The sequence below is a fragment of the Neobacillus sp. Soil_C_43 genome, assembly GCF_057656715.1.
Genome location: NZ_JBDGJV010000023.1, coordinates 53965 through 66537, shown reverse-complemented (window position 1 = coordinate 66537; position 12573 = coordinate 53965). Strand labels below are relative to the sequence as shown.

Here is a 12573-nt window from a genome sequence, read left to right as displayed (position 1 = left end):
CGTTGGCTTAGTTTCATAAGAAACTAATAATTTTTGTTTGTTGACGTTTTTGTTTGTTTAGTTTTCAAAGGACAATTTCATCATCGCCCAAAAGCGACTTTATTAATATATCATCTGCAAAACATCATGTCAACAACTTTTTAAATCTCAGTAAGTTGTTTTTATGTCAGCAGCGACGTTTATTAATATACCAAGGCCGCATATAATTGTCAACGGTATTTATAAAAAAATCTATCCTTTTTTTCTATCCTTCTTTCCTCTCCTCATATATTTCAAACATTCATGTGGTGAGGCCACTCGTCTAAATAATGTAAACAATACTTTATATCTCTCTTCCATTGCTCTTTTTACAATATGATCAATTCGCTCATCTCTTAAATCAAATAGAATTTCATCCATTTCTCTTTTAATAAGGTATTCCATTTCCTTTACTTCTTTTTCATTGATCAGAAGTCCAAACATCGAATAACCTCCAGCAAATAATCTAGTTATAGTAGTCTTTTCCAATTTATGTGATTTTATAAACGAATTTTTAATCATATTTTCAAAAAAACAAGCATAGGTTGAGACAAGGATGGTATTGGACGAGGTGGGAAGGATGAATTTCTTTTTTGTATTGAATGGGAAGTCTTTAAAAAATGTATCATTGGTATTAATTGCAGCCTTTTTTACTGCTTGGTTTCTTTATATGGAAAATCATGCACAAATTCCTGTTTTTTCAACGAAAGATGGCCCCAAAGCGGTCTATCGAGGGGAAAGAGATTTAGCTTTAACCTTTAATATCGGCTGGGGTGATGAAAAGGCAGAGCCAATTTTAGACACGTTAAAGAAAGGAAATGTGAAATCAGCTACCTTTTTCTTAGCAGGTTCTTGGGCAGAAAGACACCCCGACCTAGTTAGTCGGATTGTGAAAGAAGGTTATGAAATAGGGATTCTTGGATACAATTATGAAGAGTATACCGAATTAGAGGATGTGAAGATTGCTAAGGATATATCTAAAGCACAAGAAGTCTTCACAAAATTAAATGTAAAAAGCATCAAACTGTTGCGTGCCCCAACTGGGCACTTTGATGAACGTACTTTAAAAATTGCCAAGAGATATGGCTACACAGTAGTTCATTGGAGTGTTGATTCAAAGGATTGGCAAAATCCAGGTGTATCTACTATCGTCGAAAATACAAAAAAAGCGAAGAAGGGGGATATCATTCTTCTTCATGCATCAGATTCCGCCAAACAAACGGCGAAAGCACTGCCGCTCATTTTAGCGGATATTCGTCAAAAAGGATTAAAATTTGTTTCCGTAACAGAAATGATTGCAAACGGTGAAGCCCGCTCAAAAGAAATTAGGTAATAAGAAAAGCGCAAGCGCCTTGGTCAGCCCCGACAGGCAAATGTTCTTCTGCAAGAAAAGTTGCTCTTTGACTTTTATTGCAGAAGGTTATTTTTCCCGAGGGGCTAGGCGCTTGCGCTGGACAATTCTCGAAGTCGATTATTATTTTTTTATTATAAAGGCAGATGCACCCCTATTCCGGATATCCACATTAGTAAATTTTTCATTTTCCTATAAAGGAGAAAAAACCGCCCATTTAATTGGACGGTTTTATTTTTTTATTTTTCACATTAGGACTAGCTGTTTTTGCACGGTTTTGACGTTCTTGTGCAGATTGTGTATTTAATTTATGAAGAATTAATAGCTGATACGCATTACATGCCATTAAAGCAAACATCATGAGATAGAGCCAGCTTCTTTCGTTTACTCGAAGAACAGGAACCCACTCAACTAGGGTAACCACAATCATAAAGAAAAGAGCAGGAATAAATGCCTCCCGACTGGTCTGTTTTGTTTTATACCAGGCAACGATTAGACCAACCACTAAAAGAATGAGGGCAGGGCCAAAATAAGGTAAGACTGAATCCCCTTTTTTAGCAAAATTATCGTATCGTAAATAGATCAAATCAAATAGAGCAAAAAGAATAAGAACCATTTGAACCGCATTCCAGAGAGATGCAGATTTAAAAATTCCTAAACCAAAACGATGAACCGTTAAATAAGCAAAAAAGCCCATTTGACTTATAACACTAAAAAGAAAGCCCATAACAATTAACCAAATTAAGGTTGATAAAATATCAATGATTCTAAGTTCAACAAAATAAGGCTGAAATTCATTCCAGCGAACAATAAAACCCACAATAGCCGTTGTGATCCCGCCTATTAATAATGTGGTCATAAAAAGTCTTACCCAATTACGGCTCGTCACACTATAAACCTCCATATTACAAAAAATGAATACCATACTGATTGTACCAAGCTAAATTTGAAAAATCTATAATTTCATTTACATACGAATAATCTCTTGCCTTTTACTTCATTCTAAAATTAAGGATTCTTATGTGAAAGGAGCTTTAATTATGAAAACAAAAAGTATGTTGCTCCTCCTACCTATCATATTGTTCCTAACAAGCTGTTCTTCTGGTGAATCAAGTAGCGGAGGGCAAATTGATTACGAACAAACGAAAAAAATGGTTGTCGATATTTTAAAGACAGATGATGGTAAGAAGGCAATTCAAGATGTAATGGCTGACGATAAAATGAAAGAAAAGTTGGTTATGGACCAAAAAGTGGTCTCTGACACCATTGAACAAACACTTACCTCCGATAAAGCAACAGACTTTTGGAAAAAAACCTTCAGTGACCCTAAATTTGCTAAAGGTGTAGCCAAGAATATGAGAAGCGAAAATGAAAAGCTGCTTAAGGATTTAATGAATGACCCGGAATATCGTGGCATGATGATTCAAGTCTTCAAGGAACCGGAAATTCAAAAGGAAATGGCAGACGCATTGAAAAGCAAGGAATACCGGGCACACCTTCAGTCAGTCATTTCAGAGACGATAGAAAGTCCGCTGTTTAAAGCTAAAATGCAAGAGCTACTCTTAAAAGCAGCAGAAGAAACACAAGGAAAATCCAGTTCAAAGCAAGGAGGAGGCCAATCTAGTGGCGAACAAAGCTCTGGGGGCGGTCAAAGCGGAACTGGTGGCGGACAATAAAGAGTAACAACCATAATAATAAAGCCTCTTCGTTCAAAACGAAGAGGCTTTATTATTATCTTTTCAGCAAGTTAGTCACTTTTTCAGCAATTTCTAAATAAATTTTTCCGATTTGGTGATCTTCTTGGTAGACGGATGGAGCAAAATCCGCATCATTCCAGTCCGGCTGATTTAACGGCAGTCTTCCAAGGACTTCTGTATTCAATTCATCGGCTAATTTGTCACCGCCGCCTTGCCCAAACACATATTCTTTTTCACCTGTTAGCTTACTTTCGAAATAAGCCATATTTTCAATCACCCCAAGCACCTCGTGTTCAGTTCGGATCGCCATCGCTCCCGCACGTGCAGCTACAAAGGCCGCTGTTGGATGTGGAGTCGTCACGATAATTTCTTTACAAGCAGGCAGCATAGTGTGTACATCTAATGCAACATCCCCTGTACCCGGTGGTAAATCTAGCAGTAAATAATCAATTTCTCCCCATTCCACTTCATTAAAGAAACTATTCAGCATTTTCCCTAACATAGGACCACGCCAAATAATTGGGGCATTATCTTCCACAAAGAATCCCATCGAAATGACTTGAACACCAAGGCGTTCTACAGGGATAATTTTTTCTCCCCTTACAACCGGTCTTTTTGTAATTCCCATCATATCAGGTACACTGAACCCATAAATATCAGCATCAATAAGACCTACTTTTTTGCCTAGACGAGCTAAAGCAACAGCTAGGTTTACTGATACAGTCGATTTACCTACTCCACCCTTACCACTGGCAATGGCAATAAAAGTCGTATTATTTGAATGAAGCAGATTTTTTTCTTTTTCTGGTTCTTTATTGCGATGCTGCTCTAATACTTCTTCAGGTAGTTGATTGAAACGTATTCCAACAGTTGCTGCTCCTGCTTCTTTTAAAAGATTGACAATTTGTGTTTGCAACTGTAACTGTTCAGACGTCCCTGTTCTTGCAATGGCTATTTTCACGCTAACGTGATTTTTCTCTTCTTTTATTTTAATTTCTTCAATTGCATGTAATTCAGCTAATGTTTTATGTAAAAATGGCTCTTTAAGGCTGCCAAGAACCTCCTGGATCTTTACCTCTGTTAACATGAAAAGCACCTCACCTTATGAATTCGTTTCCATCTTTCAGTATACCATAATCATGTCAGGATACAGTTAAATGAATCACACATACTACCTATTAAAACACAGAAAAGTATATAAACAAAAAAAGGGATGGAAGAATCCCCCATCATCCTTCATCAATTTCTTTAATTTCTTTTTCATTAGTAAAATAACGCATAATTCCTTTATAAATAGAAATGGCTACTTTTTCCTGATAGGAATCCTTTTTTAACATCGCTTTTTCACCAGGGTTTGAAAGAAAGCCGACCTCCACTAGTGCTCCAGGTTTTTTTGCATTTTTTAAAATGTATACTTGGTTCAAAGGTTTTGCTTTTCGGTTTGTATTTTCTAAATTCTTGCGTAGCTCTTCTTGAATAAATTTAGCTGCCCTTGCATTCTCTTGATGATGCGGTGCATAGAAGGTTTGAGCTCCGCTCCATCTGGAGGAAGGTATGGCATTTAAATGGATGCTTACAAAAAGATCATTATCGGTTTTATTAATCATCTTTAATCTTTTTTTCAAGTCTTCCACTTTTCTTCTACTATACCCTTTTGTATCAGAATCGGCTAAATCAGTATCCGTTTCCCGCGTCATAATAACGAGGGCTCCTTGCTGTTGGAGATAATCCCTTACTTTTAAAGTGATTTCTAATGCTATGTCTTTTTCAAGGGTTTTCCCTGTTCCTGCTCCACCATCTGGGCCTCCATGGCCTGCATCTAACAAAATGATTTTACCTGACAACGGAAGATTCCAAGTATTCCACGAATCGTCCTCTATAAAGTCATGTTGTAAAATGAGAAACAAAACAAGCAAACCTGCAATAAAACTTATGATTTTTATTCTTCGCTTCGACACCCAAATCATCCTTCCCGCTCGTCCCTGTTCAATAAACTATATGGGACAAGAGGGAAAAATAGAACAGAAGAAAGAGTTAAGCAGAAGTGCACTATATGCTCTATGCACCTCTGCCACTATATCAAAAGTTCCATTTTAATGAAGGCGTAGTTTATGACGCCTTTGACCCTTTTCAAACCCTTCTCTCCACCAAACATGTATATATTGTTCACACAGATAATAAAGTGATTCACTCATCGTGCCTTCTTCGCCATTTCCCCAGTAAAGTAAAAAGTTGTATAACGTATCAATTAGGTGTTTCTCTTCTTTGTAACACCGCAGACGCACTGCTTCTAAATCCTCGCCGTAATAACCAAATTTGCTGAACTTTGCCCCTAATAAGAAGGCCTCTAAAGCTACATCATAACAAGCTTCTTCTATACCTGTATTCATGACAAAACTGGAGGCAATTTTTGTTGAACCAAAGTATTGTTTTACTCTTTCTTTTAACGTATTGATGGATAAGTCCCGAAGTACGGAACGCTCATATTTAATCTGTTTTTCACGTTTTTTTTCTTTAAAGGTAGTAATAACAGTCACTTCAATTTCACCTCTTAAAACTATTCTTTATCCCTTGTTCATAAGAAATGCAAAGACACTTTTACCAATTTTTTTAAGTAAGTGAACAGGACAAAATTCAATAAGTACAAATGGACGATTACATAATCCTTCCACTTAAGGAAATACTAATCTAAATGTATAAATACGGCGGTGAAATGTCCTCATGAACTGGTTTACTAAAAAAAAAATACAACATAATGAACGAGAAACATTAGAAAATTACCTCCAACGATCGAATGATTATACAAAAGTTCATTATATAAACCAAGTAACCAATTGCCGGTTTTGCTTTTCCTTTATATCTACACTCATTGACGAGAGCATTTTACAGGAAAGTGTCCTTCCCTATCTACTTGAAAAACCATTTGAAAAGATAGAAGAAGTTAAGAAGCTCATTCCTCTTGCGGACGCGCAGGTAAGTAATGATGAGAGCCTTATTGAACAGAAATTGTTTAATGGATATGTACTTTTAACGCTTGATTCAGACCCAGGTCATTTTGCCTTCTTGGCTGCGCAAAAAGAAATTGTCCGCAGTATTACACAGCCTGAGGTTGAGTTTAGTGTCATTGGACCAAAGGAAGCTTTTGTTGAGTCTCTTGAACAAAATGTTAACTTGATTCGTAAACGACTGCCTGTAAAAGAATTAATAAGTGAAGAGTTAACACTAGGCACTCTATCGAAAACAAAAATTTCGGTTATGTATTTAGACGGAATCGCTGACCCGGATAATATCCAAGAAGTGATGAGACGGTTAAAGGATGTTGACTTTGATGCTATAACCGATAGTTCTTATATTGTTCAATTAATCTCAGATAATAAAAATTCTCCCTTTCCACAACTTCTCGATACCGAGCGGCCAGACCGGGTAACTGCCATCTTGGCAGAAGGGAAAATCGCCATATTTGTTGATGGATCTCCGCATGTGCTGATCACGCCAACAACGCTCGTTGAATTTTTCGGTTCTTTTGAAGATTACTTTTTAAATTGGATGATATCCTCATTCTTTCGATTAATTCGGCTTTTCGCCGTTGCCTTTTCTATTTTGATTACACCAGTTTATGTAGCGACTTTGTCTTATCATTATGAACTTATTCCAAAGGATTTGATGAATACCTTAGTTACGTCTCGCCGTGAAATACCGCTTCCTCCTATTTTGGAAGCATTGTTTTTAGAGCTAACGATTGAGCTTCTACGTGAGGCTGGAGCCCGACTTCCTACAAAGGTCGGTCAGACAATCGGTATCGTGGGTGGTATCGTTATCGGGACCGCCTCTGTTGAAGCTGGACTAACAAGTAATGTTCTATTAATTATTGTTGCTCTTGCAGCACTTGCATCATTTACAACCCCTGTTTATAAAATGGGCAACGCCATTCGATTACTCCGCTTTCCATTTTTATTTTTTGCCGAGCTTTGGGGCCTCTTAGGAATCGTTTTTTGTTTTTGTCTGTTAATGGCACATTTAATTAGGCTAACATCCCTTAATAGACCATTTTTAGAGCCGATCTATCCACCAAGAATGACGGACTTAAAGGATTCTATTATTAGACTCCCATTCTCAAAGCAATCCTTAAGACCACAGACTTTAAGGACTCAAAACCCCGTTCGTTTTACTCCTAGAAAAAAAGTGAAAAAAGGAGATATTGACGAATAGAACGTGGAGGAAATGCTATGGAACAATTAGTGCCGGAAAAAGCAAAAGTATCGCCTTTTTTAGTTTTCTTTCTCGTCCATTCAATGCAGGTGGGCATAGGCGTTCTTGGCTTTCAACGCATTATCGCCTTAACAGCAGGATATGATGCATGGATGTCGGTGATTTTTGCAGGTTTAAGCATTCATATCATCATATGGATGATGTATAAAATTCTTGAGACAGTTGATGGTGATATCGTTACTGCCCATTCGTTTGTTTTCGGGAGGAAAATAGGGAAACTCCTTTCACTTCCATTTGTCCTTTATTTTTTGATGATTGCCTTGACCATTCTCAGAACATTTATTGAAGTCGTCCAAGTGTGGATGTTCCAGGATATGAGCACCTTTTGGTATTCTTTCGCTTTTTGTGGATTAGCCATATATATTATCTTTGGAGGCTTTAGAACGGTTACCGGAGTGGCTTTCTTTGGAGTCGTCCTCCCTGCCTACTTAATCTTAACTTTTTTCTTTACGATTCCTTATGCAGATGTACAAAATTTATTTCCTATTTTTGATCACTCAATTAAGGATTTGGCTATGGCATCTTATCAAATGTCGCTAACCTACCTTGGGTACGAAGTATTGTTATTTTTTTATCCCTATATTAAAGATCCTCAAAAATCGAAAAAGTGGGCACATTTAGGGGTCCTTTACACAACTGTACTCTATACTTTGCTTACAATCGTAACTTTCACCTATTTTTCAGAGGGACAGCTGCAAAAAAATATTTGGGCCACCCTGACGATGTGGAAAGTGGTTGAAATGCCCTTTGTTGAAAGATTCGAATACATTGGGATCGCTAATTGGAATATCATCATTCTTCCTAATTTTTGCATCGCCCTTTGGTGTGGTAGCCGGATTGTTAAAAGAGTAACAAACATAAAACAAAAATATGGCGTTCTACTTTTAGCAATGATTACTTTAATTTTCATTAATTTTTTTAAGTCACGGGAACAAATAAATACTATTATCGACTATACTGGGAAAATTGCCTTTTTCCTTAATTACGGTTATATTCCGTTGTTATTTTTCCTTGTGTTAATTGTTAAGAAGGTGAAGAAAAAATGAGAAAATTCCTTACCTTTGTTATTGTTTCGATCATTCTTACTGGATGCGTACGAAAAGAAATTTTAGATGATGTTAATCTTGAAACGGGAAGTGCCTATGATTATATTGATAATCAAATTCGCGGTACGGCTCTCATTCCTGTTTATTTACCAGATAAATCAGTTGAAAATAAAACCTTTTCCGCTTCTTCCAGTCTAAGCAGAGACTTTTTAAGAGATGTTCAGCGTCAATCTTCGGACCCGCTCGTAACAGGATCTCTTAAAGTGGTTCTATTTGGGGAAAAGCTTGCGAAAAAGAAAGGTATTTTAGCCCTCATCGACTCCTTTCAACGGGACCCAAGCATCGGTGCTGGCCTTTACCTTACTGTTACGGAAGGAGAAGCTAAAAATGTTATTGAAGGCAAATATGGAAAAAGAGGTAATGCAGTCTATCTATCCAACCTTATTCGCCATAATATGAAGTCGAAAGATTTGCCGAAAACAAATCTACAGAGATTTTTATTTGATTTTCACCAAAAGGGAAAATCCCCCTATCTGCCGCAAATTCGATCGTTGAGTGATGACCAAATAGAAATTAGCGGCATCAGCTTTTTTCGATATGGTAAAGTGGTTGCGACCATACCAGCTGCAGAGATGTTTTATTTTAAGCTTCTTGTTGATAACTATAGTGAAGGAACCTTAAAGGTAAACATAGATAAAGAAATTGCATCCATTGAAAGTATTCGTTCGAAATTTAAGATGAAACTCGTAGCTAGGAATCCCAATACCTTAAATGTCAAAATTAAATTAAAAGCTATGTTAAATGAATACACTGGAGCTAGTGTGAAACCAAAAGATATAAAGAAGATTGAAAAAAAGGTGGAAAAGGACATTGAATCAATTTGTCTTAAGTTAACAAAAGATTTTCAAGATAAAAAAATTGATCCCGTAGGATTTGGCCACTTTATTAAAAGTAAAACACGACATTTTGATTTTAAAAAGTGGGACACTGACTATCAATATTTAAAAGTTAATGTTGATGCAGAAGTGAGCATAGTCGAATCAGGTGTCATTGAGTAAATTAAGCTAAAAAAAGAGACTCCCAGCCGTATTCAATTGCTAGGAGTCTCTACTAGTTAATTCATATTTTGTGACTGATTCATTTTGTAGATTTTAGCAGGCTTCGGAAGCGTAATCCCTGTAAAACCGTAAAAAACGGTGAGTAGCGGTGAAAATAAACAAAACAACGCAAATGGAAAATAATCTGTAACGGAAACCCCAAGGACTGAGGCTAAAAACACACCGCATACACTCCACGGTACGAGCGGATTTACAACTGTCCCCGCATCTTCAAGTACCCGTGAAAGATGCTTTGGTTCCAAGCCTGCTCTTTTGAAATGCTCTTTAAATGCGTTTCCAGGCAAAAGAATAGATAAGTATTGCTCACCAAGGATAAAATTTACTGCAATCGCCATTCCGGCCGTTGCACTGATCAATATGGACACACGGTTTAATAGGGAATTGATCATAGATAAAACCGCTGGTATAATTCCTAATCTGAACAGCAGGCCTCCCATACTCAGTGCAAGCAGAATAACTGATATACTAAACATCATACTTTCCATTCCGCCCCGTGTCAGAATTGAATCAACTTCCTTTATCCCACTTTCAGATTTGTAACCAGAGTAGAGCAGGTCTAAAAATCCTTTACCGCCCAATCCTCCCTTAATCCACAACGAGATAATAAGAGCAGATAAAATGCCCGCGGAAAGCGTTGCAATAGCAGGGACCTTTTTAGCAGCCAAAATGGCAAGGATTAAGAATGGTAATAGTGAATACCAGTGAACTAGGCTCATATCTAGTAAAGTATTCTTAATAACTGTAATTTGTTGAATGCTCTTTGCTGTTTCCGCTGGGGATAGAACCAGATACACGAAAAATGAAAGAATAAAAGCAGGGATGGTCGTCCATGCCATATTTTTTATATGTTCAAATAGATCAGCTCCAGCAACACTGGATGCAAGGTTTGTTGTATCGGATAAAGGTGACATTTTATCACCGAAGAATGCACCTGATACTACTGCCCCTGCCGTGATCACAGGCGAAATTCCTAGTGCAGTGCTTGCAGAAACAAAAGCGACTCCTACTGTTGCAGCAGTGGTTAAAGAGCTACCTATACTGAGACCTATAATGGATGTTACGACAAAAACAATGGCATAGTAAAATTTCCCTGATACTAAGTCAACCGCTAAATAAATAAATGTTGGAATGGTACCGCTGGCCATCCAACTGCTTATTAGCATCCCAATAAAAAAGAAAAGCATAACAGCTGCAATGCCTGATTTAGCTCCATTGGCCAAGGCTTCTTCCAAATCTTTAAAGCTCACTTTTTTAAATACGCCATATCCTAGTAATAGAGCTATGCCTGAAATTATCGCTAGGTGCGGGACCACCTGAAGGCTAATGATCAAATACCCAACCAGCCCCATTAAAGCCGCTATAATCAACATGGCTTCAGCTGGTTTGATGGTTAATACTTTTTGTTCTGGTTCCATAGAAAATTTCCTCCTAGTAAATATATAAATGGACGCAAAAAGGCCCCTCCGTCTAGGGACGAAAGGACTCCGCGTTACCACCCTAATTGGCAAGGATAAAGCTGATACCCTGCCCTCTTAAAAGAATATGCCCGTATAAAACAGCTGTACTTCAAAATGGTCACAGCCCAGATTTTCACCCTCCATCTGGTCTCTGTTTGCTGCTCATGACATTTCTACTAAAACTGTAGGCTCGTTATCCACTATATCGCTAAAACGCTTTTAAGCGTTAAAGTGTGTGTGTAAATAATATACCCCGCCATTCTTTGTTTGTCAAAAGGTTTTTTAACATAAAAAAAAAGACTCCCATCCAAATTGGTTGAGAGTCTTTAAACATTCAGGGGAAAATTATTTATTTTTTAATTCCACTTGAATTGATAAGGAGCCAGTTCTACATTTCCTTCAACGAATTCCTGACTACAAAGGCCGTAGCCTTCTAACGCAAGCTTGACCTCAATTTGTTTTATTTGTCGACATCTATTCGGAATTTGTCGATATTTCCCGGGAATTTGTTGAAAATTGGAAAAATAGTGGATGCGGTAGGTTAAATATCATCTCGCATATCGACTTCTTTTTTTATTAAAGAAGATAGGTCTGGGGATTTATTTGAATGTTATATCGCCCGGCGATACGAACAAAAAAAAGCCTTTAACAGGCATTTTATTTTCCGAAAATAGAGAAAAGCCACGCCCATTTTTCTTTAGGCTGTTGTATCGCTTCTTCTAAACGTTTATTAAAAACATTTTGTGAATTCCATTCTTTTTTCTGTTCGTCCCGCATATTTTGAATTTCTTTTTGTAAGAAATCGCTTATTTGTTGCTCCTGTTGCAACAATGTTTCGTAATGGGTCATTTGTTGTTCAGTTAATTTCTCAATTTTAGCATGAGTTTTTTGTGCAGAATTTCCAATATTAGAACTTATAACATGGTGATCTTGCTGGAGTCGGGAAACCTGTGTTTTAAGCTGAGACATATCGTTTGTCAGTTGAACATTTATTTCACGTGTGGCTGCGAGTTCATTGGCTAAAATCACTAAGATCTCTTCCAATTGTTTGGGGTCTTGGGGTAAATTACCATATGTATCGGATATAGCAATCTCAGTTTCATTGAGTCCTTCTAAACATTCTTTTTGTTTATATACAATGTCTTTAGCTGTTTCGTCTAGGGGCTTGTCCGTATCGCGTAACGCTATAAGAGCTTCGATGTCAGATTGTACAAAAATACGCCGATCTCCATCTTTCAAAAACTCATATCCATTTCGCTCTAAGATTTGGCCATACTTTCGAACAGTGGGTGTTGCAATTCCTAATTTTTCTGCCACTTCTTTGGAAGAGAAAGCTTGTTCATTAGGTTGTATATCACGTCGCATATCGCACCTCCTTTTTATTAAATATGAACGTTTTTAAATGTATTTGCAAGGGTCATATCACCTAGCGATATGCAATACAAAAAAGAGAGGGATTTCGGCGAGCCTCCTCGGCGCATGCGCCTACGGGATCTCCCCTGAACCATACTCTCACAGGAGTCTTCGTGCCTTCCGCTCCAATCACAGGGTTTAAAAATCTAGACTGTTCTTTAACACAGCCAATAAAAAAGACTCCCAGCCAAATGGTTGAGAGTC

Annotated in this window: 12 protein-coding genes; 5 read left to right on the top strand and 7 right to left on the bottom strand. The window is 37.4% G+C overall.

Annotation, left to right across the window (positions count from 1 at the left end; translation table 11 throughout):
• Positions 1-231: 231 nt before the first annotated feature.
• On the bottom strand, positions 232-462 hold the full coding sequence (locus tag AC3A54_RS22795; protein ID WP_308081533.1) for a hypothetical protein: 231 nt from the start codon (positions 460-462) through the stop codon (positions 232-234).
• 136 nt (positions 463-598) lie between these two features.
• On the opposite strand from AC3A54_RS22795, the gene pdaB reads away from it, so the two are divergent.
• Positions 599-1351, top strand: coding sequence for a polysaccharide deacetylase family sporulation protein PdaB (gene pdaB / locus AC3A54_RS22790; RefSeq protein WP_335549234.1), 753 nt, complete (start codon positions 599-601; stop codon positions 1349-1351).
• Positions 1352-1586: 235 nt separating this feature from the next.
• Here the strand turns inward: pdaB and AC3A54_RS22785 are convergent, their stop codons facing one another.
• Positions 1587-2258 (bottom strand): KinB-signaling pathway activation protein, encoded by a 672-nt coding sequence (locus AC3A54_RS22785; protein WP_487656320.1) that lies wholly within the window; start codon positions 2256-2258, stop codon positions 1587-1589.
• A 151-nt stretch (positions 2259-2409) separates the two neighbouring features.
• On the opposite strand from AC3A54_RS22785, the gene gerD reads away from it, so the two are divergent.
• Entirely contained in the window at positions 2410-3045 is a 636-nt protein-coding gene (gene gerD / locus AC3A54_RS22780) for a spore germination lipoprotein GerD (RefSeq protein ID WP_487656319.1), read from the top strand.
• A 55-nt stretch (positions 3046-3100) separates the two neighbouring features.
• On the opposite strand, the gene AC3A54_RS22775 is transcribed toward gerD, so the two are convergent.
• From AC3A54_RS22775 to AC3A54_RS22765, 3 genes are all read right to left on the bottom strand, one after another.
• On the bottom strand, positions 3101-4153 hold the full coding sequence (locus tag AC3A54_RS22775) for an Mrp/NBP35 family ATP-binding protein (RefSeq protein ID WP_487656318.1): 1053 nt from the start codon (positions 4151-4153) through the stop codon (positions 3101-3103).
• A gap of 142 nt (positions 4154-4295) precedes the next feature.
• Complete coding sequence (gene cwlD / locus AC3A54_RS22770) at positions 4296-5024, bottom strand: N-acetylmuramoyl-L-alanine amidase CwlD (RefSeq protein WP_308081538.1); 729 nt, start codon at positions 5022-5024, stop codon at positions 4296-4298.
• A 135-nt stretch (positions 5025-5159) separates the two neighbouring features.
• A complete protein-coding gene (locus AC3A54_RS22765; protein WP_308081539.1) occupies positions 5160-5603 on the bottom strand; it encodes a YbaK family protein in 444 nt (147 codons plus the stop codon).
• A 184-nt stretch (positions 5604-5787) separates the two neighbouring features.
• Between AC3A54_RS22765 and AC3A54_RS22760 the strand changes: the two genes are divergently transcribed.
• From AC3A54_RS22760 to AC3A54_RS22750, 3 genes are read left to right on the top strand one after another with little or no spacing between them, the layout of a single operon-like run.
• The gene (locus tag AC3A54_RS22760) at positions 5788-7275 is read left to right on the top strand and encodes a spore germination protein (RefSeq protein WP_487656317.1); all 1488 of its coding nucleotides are present in this window, start codon (positions 5788-5790) and stop codon (positions 7273-7275) included.
• Between the two features lie 17 nt (positions 7276-7292).
• On the top strand, positions 7293-8381 hold the full coding sequence (locus tag AC3A54_RS22755; RefSeq protein ID WP_487656316.1) for a GerAB/ArcD/ProY family transporter: 1089 nt from the start codon (positions 7293-7295) through the stop codon (positions 8379-8381).
• Complete coding sequence (locus tag AC3A54_RS22750) at positions 8378-9439, top strand: Ger(x)C family spore germination protein (protein ID WP_487656315.1); 1062 nt, start codon at positions 8378-8380, stop codon at positions 9437-9439. The genes AC3A54_RS22755 and AC3A54_RS22750 overlap by 4 nt, the downstream gene beginning before the upstream one ends.
• A 56-nt stretch (positions 9440-9495) precedes the next feature.
• On the opposite strand, the gene nhaC is transcribed toward AC3A54_RS22750, so the two are convergent.
• Both nhaC and AC3A54_RS22740 read right to left on the bottom strand, forming a co-directional pair.
• Entirely contained in the window at positions 9496-10914 is a 1419-nt protein-coding gene (gene nhaC, locus AC3A54_RS22745; protein WP_487656314.1) for a Na+/H+ antiporter NhaC, read from the bottom strand.
• A gap of 699 nt (positions 10915-11613) precedes the next feature.
• Complete coding sequence (locus tag AC3A54_RS22740; protein WP_487656313.1) at positions 11614-12321, bottom strand: hypothetical protein; 708 nt, start codon at positions 12319-12321, stop codon at positions 11614-11616.
• Between the last annotated feature and the right edge of the window lie 252 nt (positions 12322-12573).

What these genes read in the sequence shown, in the direction of transcription:
- AC3A54_RS22795 (WP_308081533.1), bottom strand. Translation starts at nt 462, where the DNA reads ATGTTTGGACTTCTGATCAATGAAAAAGAAGTAAAGGAAATGGAATAC.
- pdaB (WP_335549234.1), top strand. Translation starts at nt 599, where the DNA reads ATGAATTTCTTTTTTGTATTGAATGGGAAGTCTTTAAAAAATGTATCA.
- gerD (WP_487656319.1), top strand. Translation starts at nt 2,410, where the DNA reads ATGAAAACAAAAAGTATGTTGCTCCTCCTACCTATCATATTGTTCCTA.
- AC3A54_RS22775 (WP_487656318.1), bottom strand. Translation starts at nt 4,153, where the DNA reads ATGTTAACAGAGGTAAAGATCCAGGAGGTTCTTGGCAGCCTTAAAGAG.
- AC3A54_RS22760 (WP_487656317.1), top strand. Translation starts at nt 5,788, where the DNA reads ATGAACTGGTTTACTAAAAAAAAAATACAACATAATGAACGAGAAACA.
- AC3A54_RS22755 (WP_487656316.1), top strand. Translation starts at nt 7,293, where the DNA reads ATGGAACAATTAGTGCCGGAAAAAGCAAAAGTATCGCCTTTTTTAGTT.
- AC3A54_RS22750 (WP_487656315.1), top strand. Translation starts at nt 8,378, where the DNA reads ATGAGAAAATTCCTTACCTTTGTTATTGTTTCGATCATTCTTACTGGA.
- nhaC (WP_487656314.1), bottom strand. Translation starts at nt 10,914, where the DNA reads ATGGAACCAGAACAAAAAGTATTAACCATCAAACCAGCTGAAGCCATG.
- AC3A54_RS22740 (WP_487656313.1), bottom strand. Translation starts at nt 12,321, where the DNA reads ATGCGACGTGATATACAACCTAATGAACAAGCTTTCTCTTCCAAAGAA.